Below are 14,310 nucleotides of genomic sequence, written 5' to 3'. Positions count from 1 at the left end.
ACAATCGTTAACGAGGAATGCCATGAAGCACACGATGCAGGATGTGCCGCTCACGGTTGATCAACTCTTCCGCCGCGTCGAGCGGTACTCCGCACACAGGACGATCACCGAGGCCCACAACGATACGTTCGTGGAGACCTCGATCAGGCACTGGGCCCAGCGCACTCGCCGACTCGCCGGTGCGCTCGCGGGCATGGCGCTACCTAACGGCACTCCAGTCGCGACGTTCGCCGCGAACACTATCCGCCACGTGGAGTTGAGCTACGCCGTGCCGGGGTCGGGACTGGTACTGCATCCGATCAACGTGCGGCTGCCCGCGGATCAACTGACCTATATCCTCAACCACGCGCAGGACGCCGTCGTGTTCGTCGATCGGTCGCTACTCGACCGGCTGAACCCGGTCCTGGCGAACACACCGAGCGTGCGCCGGATCGTGGTGATGGACGACGGGGACCCGACGGCGGACATCGATCCCGTCTCGGCGTCGCCGGTGCCCGTCGACAACTATGAGGAACTCATCGCCACAGCAGACCTGGTCGACCTGCAGGTGAGCGACGAGACGTTGCCAGCGACCATCTGCTACACGAGTGGCACCACGGGCAACCCCAAAGCGGTCGTCAATTCGCACCGAACTCTCTGGTTGCACACGATGTCGCTGCTGCAGGCCGATACCGCAGGGATCTGTGAGCGTGACACCGTGCTACCGCTGGTGCCCATTTTTCATGCGAGCGCGTGGGGCCTGTGCTATGCCGCGTTGACCGCGGGCGCGAATCTCGTTCTGCCCGGCGCGGACCTGAGCGGGCCCGCGGTCGCGCGGCTGATCGAGCAGTGCCGGGTCACCTTCGCCACCGCCGTACCGACGGTGTGGTCGCGGATTTTGCCCGAGCTCCGAGATCGCGATACCTCCGCCGTTCGGATGTTCTGTGCAGGCGGATCCGCAGTGCCTGCGCGGCTTTCGGGCCTGTGCCGTGAACTTACCGGCAGCCCACTCGTACAGGTGTGGGGAATGACCGAGACGAATGCGTTCGCGGCCATGACACGGGTCCGTGCCCATCTCGACCCGACCGATCTTGCCGCCGTGCAGGCGGTCTCGGAAACCCAGGGGATCGCAAGTCCCGGAGTCGAATTCCGTATCGTCGGCGAGGACAGCGACCACGAACTCGAGTGGGACGGGGTCGCCGTCGGCGAACTGCAGTGCCGAGGGCCTTGGGTGACAGCCCGCTATCACGGCGACACCGCGCCGCATGCGTCCACACCTGACGGCTGGTTCCGTACCGGTGACACCGCGGTAATCGATCCCGACGGGTACGTCCGGTTGCGCGACCGGCTCAAGGACCTGATCAAATCCGGCGGCGAATGGATCTCTTCACTCGAACTCGAAGTCGCGATCCAACGGTATCCGGGGGTCGAATCCGTCGCCGTCATCGGAGTGCCCTCCGAACGCTGGGACGAAAGACCCATCGCCTGTGTGGTCCCGGTGGCCGGCGGCAGCGTCGAAGCTCACGAACTCCTCGCGTGGCTGCGTTCGCAGGTAGCGAAGTTCTGCGTCCCCGACGAGATTCATCTGTTGGTCGAACTCCCCATGACCAGCGTCGGGAAGATCGATAAGAAGGCGCTGCGCGCGCTGTACGCATCAGAGATTCGCCAGTAGCACCGGCGTGGAACGCCGCTGCATTCATCTCCGATTCCCTGGGAGTCAAGCATGATCAAATTCGACAAGCACGGCCGTATTGCAGTGATAACACTGGATCGGCCAGACGTCCGCAACGCCATCGATTACACCGATGCCGAAGCGATCGAAGAGATGATCGATGCCATCGAGCTCGACGACACCATCTGGGTGTCGATTATCACCGGCACCGGCCCAGTGTTCTGCTCCGGTGCAAACTTGAAAGCGATCGCCGACGGCGGCAGCCCCGCGAAAACGATGCGCGGCGGTTTCGCCGGACTCGTCGCCCGGGCGCGAGCCAAACCGCTGATCGCCGCAGTGAACGGACCGGCAATCGCTGGCGGCTGTGAAATCGTGCTGGCATGTGACTTGGTGGTTTCCACTACGACCGCCTCGTTCGGTCTTTCCGAGGTCAAGCGCTCCATGGTCGCAGCCGGCGGCGGCCTTTACCACCTGCCGCAGGTGCTGCCGCGCAACGTCGCCATGGAACTCGCGCTGACCGGCGACCCGATCACCGCTCACCGTGCCTACCAGCTGGGGCTGGTCAACGATCTCGTCGAACCGGAAGACCTGATGGACGCGGCGTTCGATATGGCCGACCGAATCACGGCCAACGCTCCGCTGGCGGTCCGACACGCCCGAACCGTCCTGCGGGAAGGGATGAACCTCGACGCCGCTGAAGCCATGGCGCTGGGCGAGCAGACCATGGCGATGATTCGGAAGACCGAAGATTTCAGCGAAGGCGCTCGCGCCTTCCTCGAAAAGCGACCGCCGCAGTGGGTCGCACGCTAACCGATCGACCCGGCCCTCAGCGCCACCGATAGATTCCGCGGCCGGATCAAGGGCCGCGCATGCCACCCGACAAACCAGGGTTCCATTGTTGTGCCCGAAAAAGGACGCGAAATGCCTTCCCCGCAAACACCTTTCGACCTATTCGGTATCGACGGGGTGATCTCCGAAACCGACGCCGCAGTACAAGATGCAGTCCGCAAGTTCGCCGAAGCCAAGCTGCGTCCCCGCGTCGCCGAGTGGTACGAGTCCGGTGAGGTCCCGGTCCGGGAGCTCGCCGCCCAACTCGGTGAACTCGGTGTACTCGGCATGCACCTGGACGGTTACGGCTGCCAGGGTGCAAGCGCCACCGCCTACGGTCTGGCCTGTCTCGAACTCGAGGCTGTCGACTCGGGCCTGCGCACGCTGGTATCGGTGCAGGGTTCGCTGGCCATGTACGCGATCTGGAAGTGGGGTTCGTCGGAACAGAAATCCACCTGGCTGCCACCGATGGCGCGCGGTACGGCGATCGGGTGTTTCGGACTGACCGAACCCGAATTCGGTTCCGACCCCGCTGGTATGCGCACTTTCGCGCGTCGCGACAATGGTGACTGGGTGCTCAACGGAACGAAGAAATGGATCACCAACGGGTCGGTCGCCGACGTCGCCATTGTGTGGGCGCACACCGACGACGCCATCCGCGGCTTCGTCGTCCCCACCGACACCCCAGGATTCTCGGCCGTATCGATCCCCGGCAAGCTCTCGCTCCGTGCGTCGGTCACCAGCGAGTTCGTGCTCGACGACGTCCGGCTGCCCGACTCTGCGGTTCTGCCGACGGCAATCGGACTCGGCGGTCCGCTCGCCTGTCTCAACGAGGCGCGGTTCGGGATCGTCTTCGGTGTGATCGGCGCCGCACGTGACAGTTTGGAAACGACTATCGCTTACACGATGGCGCGCGAGATTTTCGGAAAACCGCTTGCCGCCTATCAAGCCACGCAATTGAAGCTGAGCAACATGACCCTGAAATTGGGAACTGCGATGCTTTTGGCGCTGCAATTGGGCAGGCTCAAAGATTCGGGGAAATTGCGCCCCGAACAGATCAGCCTCGGCAAGCTGAACAGCGTCCGCGAGGCCATCGACATCGTCCGCGAATGTCGGCCGATCTTGGGCGCCAACGGCATCACACTCGACTATTCCGCCCTGCGTCATGCGTGCAACCTTGAATCGGTCATGACCTACGAAGGCACCGCGGAGATACATCAGTTGACCATCGGCCGAGCCCTCACCGGCCAGCAAGCATTTCGCTGACCTTCACCTCTGAAACTCTCGCACCACCCCCTTCTTTCTTGGAGATTGCAATGCCGGAATATCCAAAATTCGAAGTCAGTGACGAACAGATGTCGTCATTCCAATGGACAGCGATCGGGGTGTGCGTCGTGCTGAACATGCTCGACGGCTTCGACATACTCGTGATGGCATTCACAGCGAATTCGGTCAAGGCCGAATGGGATCTGTCCGCCGCACAGTTGGGTGTCCTGCTGAGCGCGGGCCTGCTCGGCATGGCGATCGGTGCGCTATTCATCGCTCCGTGGGGTGATCGGATCGGGCGACGGAAGCTCGTCATGTCCTGCGTCGGCATCGCCACTATCGGCATGATCGGCGCGGCCCTGGCGCAGAACGAGGTCCAGCTGGGGCTGATGCGGATCCTCACCGGGCTCGGTGTCGGCGGCCTGCTGTCCTGCACCAACGTGCTCGCCAGCGAGTACTCGTCGCCGCGCTGGCGAGGGCTCGCGGTGAGCCTGCAGACCACCGGATTCACCGTCGGCGCCACCGTCGGCGGTTTGGCGGCGGTCTTCATGATCGACAGCTGGGGCTGGCGATCGGTGTTCGTCGTCGGCGCCGGGCTCTCGCTCGCCTCGCTGGTCGTGGTGACGTGGCGACTGCCCGAATCGGTGGACTTCCTCATCGATAGCGGCGCTCCCGACGCGCTCGACCGCATCAACCGGATCGCTCGCCGCGCAGGCATGCGGCCGCTGGCCGCGTTGCCCGTCCGGCCAACCGAGCTCATGGCGACAACCCGGGCCCGCTTCCCGGCCCTGCTGGCTCCCGCGCTGCGTCGCGAGACCCTCACTCTGTGGCTGCTGTTCCTGATCATGCTGTTCACCTACTACTTCGTCACCAGTTGGAGCCCTCAGCTGCTCGTCACCGCCGGGATGTCACCCAGCCGCGGCCTCACCGGTGGCGTGCTGCTGAACATCGGCGGAGTGATCGGCACGCTGCTGTTCGGATTCCTCTCGGCCCGGATTCCGGTCGGTCGCGTCCTGGCCGCGGCGATGTTCGTGACCGTCGCGCTGCTGGCGCTGTTTCCCGCGACGCTGTCGAGTCTGGGCATCGCGTTGCTGAGTGGACTGCTGATGGGTATGTGCATCAGCGGCTGCATCGCCGGTCTGCTCGCCACCGCCGCGCTGGCCTACCCGACGCACATTCGCGCCACCGGCGTCGGGAGCGCCATCGGGATCGGACGTACCGGAGCGATCGCTTCACCGTTGATCGTCGGCGCACTGATCGATGCTGGATGGACTCCGGCCCATCTCTATGTCGCCGCCGCAGTCCTCGTGCTGGTCGCGGCCGGAGCCGCGCTGAGCTTGCGGACCAGTTCCGCTCCCGAGCCGCCTGCGGTGCCCGCGAATGCAGTCGTGCCGACGACCCCCTGACCGAGCGAGATTCCCCAACGCAAGCCATACACACCCAGCAGACAGGAAACCCCATGATCTCCAAGAAATTCGCCGCTGCCGCGGGGATCGCGCTGTCGGTGGCCGGCGCCGCCACGACGGTGTCGGCCGAACCCGCCTCCGCGCCCCCGCTGACCGTCGATATCGCGCCCGGAGTCGAATACACCGCCTACAAAGACGGGCATGCGGCGGTGATCTCGGTGGCCGACGGAACCCTGATTGTCGAGAACGGACAGTTCCAGATCCGCGACCGCTCCGGTCGGGTGCTCGCCGGAGTCCCTCTGGAATTCACCATCGACGACATCGCCTTTCCGATCGACACCACGATCGATGGCAATACCGCCAGGCTGACGCCGTCGCTGGATACCGCACGCGCCCACTACAAGCCGGTCGCACTGCCCTTCGAGGAACAGGCGCCGTGGAAGTCCGCATACGACCGTGAAGTTGCCGCGTGGAGCCGAATGACCTCAACCGTCAGCCTGGGCGCCGGGATCGGCGCGATCGTGGGCGCAGTGGCGGCCGGGACGTTGGGGTGCCTGCTCGGTGGCGCCGCTGGGACCGTGTTGACCGGACCGTTGGCGACACTGTTCGGAGCCGGCCCGATGGCAGGCTGCCTGATCGGCGTTGCCGCCCTCGCCCCGATCGGCGTCCTCGTCGGCGCGATCTTCGTTGCCGCTCCGGTGGCGATCGCCGCGTTCATCCAGTACTCGGCGACGGTGAACGCGCCTTTCACGCCGGTGAAGTAGGTCGTCGCGCCTGGCCAGGTCGGGACTGTCGCCACAAGCCGCCCAGACGCCCGTTACGCGGGCGGTACGGGCGGCTTTGTGTACCCTGCGTGGGCTGTGGCCGGGTTGCGCCATGAGGGTAGGCCTCCGGTCGTGACGGGTTGCGCACCACCTGGTTTCGGTGGCCGCTGATAGACTGGGCTTCGATTCTGATGTCTTTTCAACGGTGGGAGGGTGAGAATGGCGGCGTTCGTGGCCGTATCGAATCCGAGGACTCGCTCCGCGCCGACGAAGAAGGGGCAGGAGACCAGGGCGCGTATTCTCGCCGTCGCTCGTGAGGTCCTGAGCGAACGTGGCTATTTCGGTGCGACCGTCGCGGAGATCGCGGAGAAGAGTTCGCTGTCGCTGGGCGCTATCTACCGCTATTTCGCCAACAAAGACCTGATCTTCTTGGAGATTCTCGAAGAAGTGACCGAGGAGCTGTACACCGCGGTCAGCGGCAGTTGGATCAAGGGCAGTGAATTGGAGTCGCTGCGCGAATCTTCGCGGCGATATCTCACGACCTACTATGAGAATCGGCGCCTTATCGCCGGACTGATCGAAATGTCCGCGGCAGTTCCGGAATGCGCGGAACGGTGGTGGAATCTGAAGCGGCGGACCTTTCGGCGCAAAGAGCTCTACCTCCGTCGGCACCTGCCTGCCGGTGACCTGAACCCCGAGTACGCGTCGGTTGCGCTGGCAACCATGGTCGATCAACTGGCTTTTCACTGGTACGTGGAGTCCGAGAGGTACGGGGGAGAAGCCCCGACCATCGAAGAAGCAGCCGAGACGGTGAGCCTGATCTGGTACCGGAGCATCTACGCCGACGGCACGGGTACCGATGCCGATCCCCACTGACTGTCGTTGCCATCGAAAACGGTGGTGGACCCGGGCGCGGCCCGAATCCACCACCGCGGGCAGGGCATCAGGGCAGGAAGAACGGCGCCACTGGTTCGTTCAGGAGGGTGACCGACTTCAGGTGGGTGTACATGTTGAGCGTTTCGGCGCAGTATTCGCTACCGAACCCGCTGTCCTTGTAGCCACCGAACGGTGAGCCGTCGATCATGTTGAAGTAGCCGTTGATCCACACCGATCCGGCCTCGAGTGCATCGGCGGTCTTCATCGCGTTCGCGATGTCGTTGGTGTATAGGCCGGCCGCCAGCCCGTAGCGAATTCCGTTGGCTTCGGCAATCATCGTGTCGTAGTCGTTCCAGCGGATCACCGACAGAACGGGTCCGAAGATCTCCTCCTGCGCGATGCGTGCTGAGTTCTCGGTGGCGAAGAGCGCCGGACGCACGAAATGCCCGAACTCGTTGCCCGGCACGTCGATTCGGTCGCCACCGGCCAGCAGATCGGCGCCCTCCTTCTTTCCGATGTCGATGTAGTCCAGAACGCGCTCGCCTTGTTCCGACGACACCAGGCAGCTGACGACGGTCGTGGGATCGAGGGGAGATCCCACGACGATTCGTTCGAATCCGGCCACCAGCTTCGGCATGAAGGTGTCGTAGATGTCGTCGTGGACGAACAGCCGGGTACCGGCAAGACACGACTGGCCGTTGCAGTGGGCGACAGCGAACGCGGCGTTGTCGACGATCGCGTCGACATCCGTCACGTCGGGGAACACGATGTTGGGGCTTTTGCCGCCCAATTCGAGCGACACCGGGACCAGTCGATCGGCTCCTGCGTGCGCGATCAGCCGCCCGACCTCGGTGCTTCCGGTGAACGCCAGCTTCTGCACATCCGGATGCGCGGTCAACGCGGCCCCGGCCTCCTCGCCGAGGCCGGGGACGATGTTCACCACGCCGGGCGGGAAGATCTCGCTGATGTACTTGCCCAGTTCCAGCGTCGACAACGAGGCGTTCTCGTCGGGCTTGAGCACCACCGTGTTTCCCGCGGCAAGCGCGGGCGCCATCTTGAACGCCGCCATGATCGCCGGGACGTTCCATGGAATGATCTGTCCCACTACGCCGATCGGTTCACGCTTGGCGATGGCGATGCCGCCGGCGATCGACCGGTTCCACCCAGCATGCGTCACCGCAGCCGCCGCGAAGAACCGGTACTGATCCGCCGCCCTTGCGTGGTCGATGGTCGTCTCGCTCACGCGGCGCCCGATGTCGAGAGCATCGATGAGCGCGAGCCGGTCGATGTTGGCGTCGATCACCCGCGCGAGTTCGACCAGCATCGCCGACCGTTGCTCGACCGGCGTCGCCGCCCATCCCGGAAACGCGGACTTCGCGGCGGCGACCGCGTCCGTGATGTCTGCCTGCGATCCGCGGGTGATGTCGGCGAGGTGCGCGCCGGTGGCGGGGTTGATCGCGGCGAACGTCTCGGTGGTCGGGGACGCGAAGCGGCCTCCGATCAGCGGTTGATAACGCTCGGAGAGTCCTGCCTGAGCAGCTGGGGCCGGGGTCTGTGTCGTCATAAGCATTGTCCTCTGGGAGAAGCGGCCTGACGGCCGATGTGTCGCATCCCTGCTGTCAGGCAGGGACAGCAATCAGCACGAATGTAAAACTGATGTCACATTTCTATTCGTGAGATTCGAAGTAGTCAAGGAACTTTCCGTAACCTTTCCACCCTTGACTGGAGATGGGCAAGCAAGCTAGAAAAGTGACGTCACTTTCACAACTGGAGGCAGTTCACGTGTTCCTGACCATCACCGATGCCGCGGCGGCTCTCCGCGCAGGCGAAACCACCTCGGTCGAGCTGGTCCGCGCCGCATTCGACGCCACCGACGCGCACGACGAACGCGTCGGTGCGTACATCACCCGCTTCGACGAGGCGGCGCTGGCCGCCGCCGCGACAGCCGACGCCGAACTGGCCGCCGGTGTCGACCGGGGCCCGCTCCACGGAATCCCAATCGGAGTCAAGGACGTCATCGCCACCGACGAAGCCACGACCACGGCGCAAAGCCTGGTACTGGATCGCTCGTGGGGTGACCGGGGTGACGCGCCTGTCGTCGCCCGGTTGCGCGCCGCCGGCGCGGTGATCACCGGTAAGACCAGCACCAACGAGTTCGCGCTCGGCTTCCCCGACCCGGACAAGCCGTTCCCGATTCCCCGGAACCCGTGGGATCTCGAGTGCTACCCCGGTGGTTCCAGTTCCGGAACCGGAGCGGGCGTCGCGGCGGGCATGTTCCTCGGCGGTCTGGGCACCGATACCGGTGGCAGCATGCGGTCGCCAGCGACCAACTGCGGCATCACCGCACTCAAGCCAACCTATGGCCGGGTGCCCAAGTCCGGGTCCGTGCCTTTGGCCTACAGCTATGACCACATCGGGCCGATGGCACGCTCGGCAGCCGACTGCGCGGCCATGACCGCGGTCTTGGCCGGACACGACGCCTCGGACCCGACATCGGTAGATCGTCCTGTCGAGGACTACCTGACGGCCCTGACCGGCACACTCGACGGCGTGCGGATCGGGCTGGATCCTCTGCTCGACCGCTCGGCGTTCGTCGTCCCCGAACTGTCCGATGTGCTGACCGCGGCCGTCGATGTGCTGCGCTCCGCGGGAGCGACAGTCGTTCCAGTCCGGCTGCCGCTCTACGAAGAGCTGACCGCCGCGACCATAATCGGCATGGCCGCCGAGCCCTACGCCTACCACCGCCCGGATCTGCAGACCCGCTGGGCGGACTACTGCATCGGTACCCGGCTCGCGGTGTCGGCCGGTGCTCTCGTTCCGGCCGGTGATTACGTGCAGGCGCAACGCGTACGCCGGGTCGGTCAGCACAAGGTCGCCGAATTGTTCACCGACGTGGACCTAATCATCACCCCGACCAGCGCCTGCGGCGCGATGAAGTGGGAAACCTTGTCCTTCGCCGACATCTTCAACTCCCTCTACACCCCGTACTGGAACGCTGTCGGCAACCCCGTCATGTCAGTACCTATGGGATTCACCGTCGACGGGCTGCCTCTCGGGCTGCAGATCATCGGCAAGCCCTTCGACGAAGCCGGCGTGCTCGGTGCGGGCCACGCATATCAGCAGCGCACAGACTGGCACCTGTGCGTACCCGAACTCGTCTCCACGACCTACAACCGATGACATCCCGCCCACCGCAAGGAGTTCCACAACCATGCAAGCCGATTACACCGTGCTGGTCCCCGCGCTGCTGCAGGCGGCGGGAATCACCGTCACCCCCGACGAACTGGCGATCATGATCGCGACGTCGCCCGGTCGCGCCGCAGCCATCGAATCGTTGTACCGCGTGCCCGAGGCCAGGTACGAAGAACCGGCTCTGGTCTTCCGCGCGGCGCCGTGACATTCATCCGCGCAACAGCTTCCGCTCGTCTGCGTCCCCAGTTGGTCGACGAACTGGGGTCGGTCAGCCCGCTCGAGTTGTTCTTCGACCTCGTCTTCGTCTTCGCCTTCATCCGGGTCACCGATCTGATGGCCGAACACCCCACCGGTGAGAATCTGCTCCGCGGTGCCCTGGTAATCGCCGTTCTGTGGTGGAGCTGGGTGGGCTACGTCTGGCTGTGCAATCTCGTGCGCGCGGACGAGGGAATCCTGCGGGTGGCGATGTTCGGGGCTATGGCGGCAATGTTCGTCACGGCGCTGACGAGCACGGAAGCGTTCGACGACCTGCCCGGCGGCCTGTTCGGCCCAGTCGTCTTCGCCGTCGCCTATTTCGCCGTCCGTCTGCTGCACGTGCTGACGTTCTGGGTGGTCAGCCGAGAGGATCCACAGCTACGGGGGCAGGTTCACCGATTCGTTCCCGGTATGCTGATCGGCACCACGTTTTTGCTGATCGCGTCGCAATTGACCGGAACCGCACAGACTGTACTGTGGATCCTCGCCTTGGTCGGTGACTCCGTGGGGACACTGGTCGGCGGGACCGGGTGGCGACTGCGTTCGATCGGTCAGTTCACCGAGCGGCACGGCCTCATCGTCATCATCGCGTTGGGCGAGTCGATCGTCTCGATCGGTATCGATTTCACGAGTTCGCCCATCTCCTGGGCCAGCGTTGTTGCCGCACTGCTCGGGCTCATAGTGGCCGGATTGCTGTGGTGGTTGTACTTCGACGTGACATCACTGGCTGTGGAACAGGTATTCGCGGATTCGACCGGCCGGCGGCGAATCCGGATTGCCCGCAACTGCTATAGCTTTCTTCATCTCCCGATGGTCGTCGGCATCGTCATGCTGTCGCTGGGCCTTAAGAAGATCGTGTCCTCTGTGGGCCACGCCGACCGGGACCCGCTGACCGACTCACTCCAGGGCTGGCCGCTGATCGCGCTGCTCGGCGGTGCCGCGCTCTATCTGCTGGCGCTGGTGGCGTTCAAGGCGTATGCCACCGGGTCCGTCGCGCAGACGCGGGTGGTGGCGGCACTCGTGCTGATGGCCTCTACTCCACTCATCTCGCACATCGCGGCGCTCGCGGCGCTCGGTTGCCTAGCTGTGTTTCTCCTGGCGATGACGAGCTACGAGACTGTCCGGTACAACCAGCCGCGTAACGCAATCCGCCACGGTCATTGACTGTGTTGGAGCGTGGGCCGCCGCATGAGCAGATGACGGTCGCCGGAGGCGACGGGTTCGATGATCTTGGTCAGATGTGCTCGCCGGAGATCGTTCGCCTGGCCCATGACGGTGCACCGCACACCAGTCGGCGGGCACTGTTCGTCCTCGCGGGCCCTATCTGCCCTGGCTGCGACGGCGCCTGCATGCGCCGTCGCCGCGCCACGCTCCGGTGTCGTGGTCGACCTCGCCCACACCTTGACGCCGCTGCTGCCGGGCAACCCGCCGATTATCAGGTGGATCGCCGACGTCGAACGTAGTAGCGGTGAGCTTCATCTGATCTGGGAGAGCACCATGACCTGCGCGCAACGCGCTTGGGCCGTCCACGACGAGTGGGTCGCCGGCCTTGACGAAATGCAGGAGAACTTCCCGCCGCGTGCCAGGCACCAGAGCGGACAACGCGCGGATCCGGTGGCGGGAACGGGGTGTGTAGAGACTGCGCCGGATCGGTTGTAGTGCTCGCAGATTCGAATGTAGTCGGTGTGGTCGTCGGTGCCGTCCCGTCATCTGTGACATCGCGCTCGTTCACGAGTTCAGACAGCAACGGAGCTGGCGCAGGTGTCTGGTTTGTTCGCGAATTCAGGCGCCGTTGGCCCGGCAGTCCCGCCGCAACCTTATGGATCAACCCTCGCGGCGGTGCGGTCGTTGACGCGAATGTACATGCTTTGGAGATGGGAGTGGCTCTTTCGTAGGGAGCGTTTGAACTGCGGTAACGGGTTTGGGGCTGTTGCGGTCTTCGGGTGGGGGCCTATCGTCGGAACCGGGGTTTGGAGGCGGCGATGGGCTCGTGGCTGGAGGAGTTGCAGCGGCGGGAAGCTGGTGCGCAGAAGCGTGCCGGTGAGCTGCGTGAGCGGATCGCGGAGCTGGGTGAGCAGTTGGCCGCCGAGGATCGGTTGCTGTCGCGGTTGCAGGTCACGCGGGAAACCATGATCGAGATCCTCGGTGCGACAAGCGATCTTGCCGAACCAGCGGGTTCTGACGGGGCCGGTGCAGAGTCGAATCAGGCCGAGCCGGAGCCTGGGGGCGGGTCACCGATCGGAGTGGTGTTGGTGCCACAGCGTGCTCCGGGGATGGAGGTATCGGTGCTGCCGGAGGACTATCAGGATGTCCTCGAAGTGATCACCGATGCCGGGCGGCCGTTGCGGGCCGGGCATATCGCCGCCGCGCTCGGGCTCGAGGTCGCACCGGCGAAGGTTGAAGGGCTGCGATCCACGCTCAAGCGCCTGGTGGCGCGTGGCTGGTTGAACGAGCAGACGCCGGGAATGTTCGCGATCATCGAATAAGACTGGTGCATAGCCTGATTGACGGGCTCTTCCGCCTAGATTCGAAGATGCCACTCAACCGAACCACTGGAAGAAGAGCCCGGTCACACGCTACGACACGGGCACGATTGCTGACCCCTTTGACGAATCGAGAAAATCATTCGAGTTCTTGGTCGCCGACCTCACCGGACCGGCAACCGCGACGATTCCGCACCACCAGCTCGAGGACTTCGTGGCCCAGCGAGGCCGAAACATGCTGCGGCAGTTGCTGCAAGACCATCTCGACCTGCGCGCAATGCGGGAGGAGTCCGAATTCTCCGACCGGCACGCCCAAAGCCCGGTTGCCGGGCGAAACCGACTCGAACGCGGCCATGTCCGGCAGCTGGCGACCGTGCTCGGCCCGGTGACAGTGCGCCGGGTCGCCTTGCGCGCACCGGGAAAGCGCAACATCTATCCCGCCGATGTGGTGTTGTCGCTGCCCGCGGGGCGTCACAGTCACGGTCTGCGCCGGCTGGCGGTGCTCGAGGCGGTCCGATCGTCCTATGACGCCACGAAATCGGCGATCGAGTCTCGGTGCGGGCCGGTGGCGGGCAAGCGGCAACTCGAAGAGCTCGTGGCCTCCGCGGCGGTCGATATCGACGACTTCTACGCCGCGAAGATCCCCGCCCCGGCGGGGCCGACGACGTTGCTGGTGATCTCGGCCGATGGCAAGGGCATCGTGATGCGTTCCGAAGCGCTGCGCGAACCGACCCGCCGCGCCGCCCGCACCGCACCGTTGTTTCGGACTCGGTTGGCCTCGGGCGAGAAACCCAACCGCAAGCGCATGGCCACTCTCGCAGCGGTTTACGACACCGATCCCGCGCCACGGCGCGCTCACGACGTGATCGCCATCCCGGGCGGACGAACCGGTGAACGCCGACCACGGCCGGGCCCGCGCGCAACAAACACCTGGCTGACCGGCTCGGTCGCGAAAGACCCCGGCGAGGTCATTGCCGATGCGTTCGATCAGGCCGAGGCCCGCGACCCGACCCACGAACGCCCCTGGATCGCCCTGGTCGACGGCGATCTGCACCAGATCGGGCTCCTGCGCGCCGAAGCGACCCGCCGCCGCGTCAGCGTTCACATCGTCTGCGATCTGGTTCACGTCCGGCAGTATTTATGGCGCTGCGCGTGGTGTTTCCACGCCCAAGGTGATCCCGCTGCCGAGGACTGGGTCGCCGAACACGCCCTGGGAATCCTGGCCGGCCATGTCCGCCACGTCGCCGACCTCATCGAATCCGACGCCGCGGACCTGCCGATGGACCGCCGAGAAAGTGTCGCCGCAGCTGTCGGATACCTACGCCGTCACGCCGAATACCTCTGCTACGACACCGCTTTGACCCGCGGCTGGCCCATCGCCACCGGAGTCATCGAAGGCGCAGCCCGCCACCTCGTCCGCGACAGACTCGAAATCGCCAGCAGCAGATGGGGACTCGACGGCGCCGAAGCCATCTTGCGGCTACGCGCCCTCGTCGGGAACGGTCACTTCGACGAGTACTGGAAGCAGCACCTTCTCCGCGAACACCAGCGCGTCCACCTCGCAGATCGGCAAATCGCCGCCTGACCAG

13 protein-coding genes are annotated in these 14,310 nt (G+C 64.9%); 12 read left to right on the top strand and 1 reads right to left on the bottom strand.

Going from position 1 to position 14,310, the window contains the following annotated elements; all coding sequences use genetic code 11:
- The first annotated feature begins 22 nt into the window (after positions 1-22).
- The 6 genes from ACQP1G_RS30740 to ACQP1G_RS30715 all read left to right on the top strand — a co-directional run bounded on the left by ACQP1G_RS30740 (position 23) and on the right by ACQP1G_RS30715 (position 6,791).
- Positions 23-1,651, top strand: a complete 1,629-nt coding sequence (locus ACQP1G_RS30740) for a long-chain-fatty-acid--CoA ligase (RefSeq protein WP_433193090.1) — start codon at positions 23-25, stop codon at positions 1,649-1,651.
- Between the two features lie 51 nt (positions 1,652-1,702).
- Positions 1,703-2,461 carry an enoyl-CoA hydratase-related protein gene (locus tag ACQP1G_RS30735; protein ID WP_433193089.1) on the top strand — a complete coding sequence of 253 codons (759 nt, stop codon included), beginning with the start codon at positions 1,703-1,705 and terminating at the stop codon, positions 2,459-2,461.
- 111 nt (positions 2,462-2,572) lie between these two features.
- Complete coding sequence (locus tag ACQP1G_RS30730) at positions 2,573-3,745, top strand: acyl-CoA dehydrogenase family protein (protein ID WP_433193088.1); 1,173 nt, start codon at positions 2,573-2,575, stop codon at positions 3,743-3,745.
- Positions 3,746-3,795: 50 nt separating this feature from the next.
- Positions 3,796-5,151, top strand: coding sequence for an MFS transporter (locus ACQP1G_RS30725; protein WP_433193087.1), 1,356 nt, complete (start codon positions 3,796-3,798; stop codon positions 5,149-5,151).
- A 53-nt stretch (positions 5,152-5,204) separates the two neighbouring features.
- Positions 5,205-5,915, top strand: coding sequence for a hypothetical protein (locus ACQP1G_RS30720; protein WP_433193086.1), 711 nt, complete (start codon positions 5,205-5,207; stop codon positions 5,913-5,915).
- A 219-nt stretch (positions 5,916-6,134) separates the two neighbouring features.
- The gene (locus ACQP1G_RS30715) at positions 6,135-6,791 is read left to right on the top strand and encodes a TetR/AcrR family transcriptional regulator (protein ID WP_433193085.1); all 657 of its coding nucleotides are present in this window, start codon (positions 6,135-6,137) and stop codon (positions 6,789-6,791) included.
- A 67-nt stretch (positions 6,792-6,858) separates the two neighbouring features.
- Here the strand turns inward: ACQP1G_RS30715 and ACQP1G_RS30710 are convergent, their stop codons facing one another.
- Positions 6,859-8,355: an aldehyde dehydrogenase family protein gene (locus ACQP1G_RS30710; protein WP_433193084.1), complete on the bottom strand. Its 1,497-nt coding sequence runs from the start codon at positions 8,353-8,355 to the stop codon at positions 6,859-6,861.
- A gap of 185 nt (positions 8,356-8,540) precedes the next feature.
- Here ACQP1G_RS30710 and ACQP1G_RS30705 point away from each other — a divergent pair, with 185 nt between their 5' ends.
- The 6 genes from ACQP1G_RS30705 to ACQP1G_RS30680 all read left to right on the top strand — a co-directional run bounded on the left by ACQP1G_RS30705 (position 8,541) and on the right by ACQP1G_RS30680 (position 14,306).
- A complete protein-coding gene (locus ACQP1G_RS30705) occupies positions 8,541-9,971 on the top strand; it encodes an amidase (RefSeq protein ID WP_433193083.1) in 1,431 nt (476 codons plus the stop codon).
- A gap of 31 nt (positions 9,972-10,002) precedes the next feature.
- Entirely contained in the window at positions 10,003-10,188 is a 186-nt protein-coding gene (locus tag ACQP1G_RS30700) for a hypothetical protein (RefSeq protein ID WP_433193082.1), read from the top strand.
- 41 nt (positions 10,189-10,229) lie between these two features.
- Complete coding sequence (locus tag ACQP1G_RS30695) at positions 10,230-11,402, top strand: low temperature requirement protein A (protein ID WP_433193081.1); 1,173 nt, start codon at positions 10,230-10,232, stop codon at positions 11,400-11,402.
- Between the two features lie 216 nt (positions 11,403-11,618).
- Complete coding sequence (locus ACQP1G_RS30690; protein ID WP_433193080.1) at positions 11,619-11,897, top strand: hypothetical protein; 279 nt, start codon at positions 11,619-11,621, stop codon at positions 11,895-11,897.
- 323 nt (positions 11,898-12,220) lie between these two features.
- A complete protein-coding gene (locus ACQP1G_RS30685; RefSeq protein WP_433193079.1) occupies positions 12,221-12,724 on the top strand; it encodes a hypothetical protein in 504 nt (167 codons plus the stop codon).
- A gap of 106 nt (positions 12,725-12,830) precedes the next feature.
- Entirely contained in the window at positions 12,831-14,306 is a 1,476-nt protein-coding gene (locus ACQP1G_RS30680) for an ISKra4 family transposase (RefSeq protein WP_433208955.1), read from the top strand.
- Positions 14,307-14,310: the final 4 nt, after the last annotated feature.

The sequence above is a fragment of the Nocardia sp. CA-107356 genome, from assembly GCF_050946365.1.
Classification (GTDB): Bacteria; Actinomycetota; Actinomycetes; order Mycobacteriales; family Mycobacteriaceae; genus Nocardia.
Note: the sequence above shows the minus strand (reverse complement) of the source record. Positions and strands in the feature narration are given on the sequence as shown.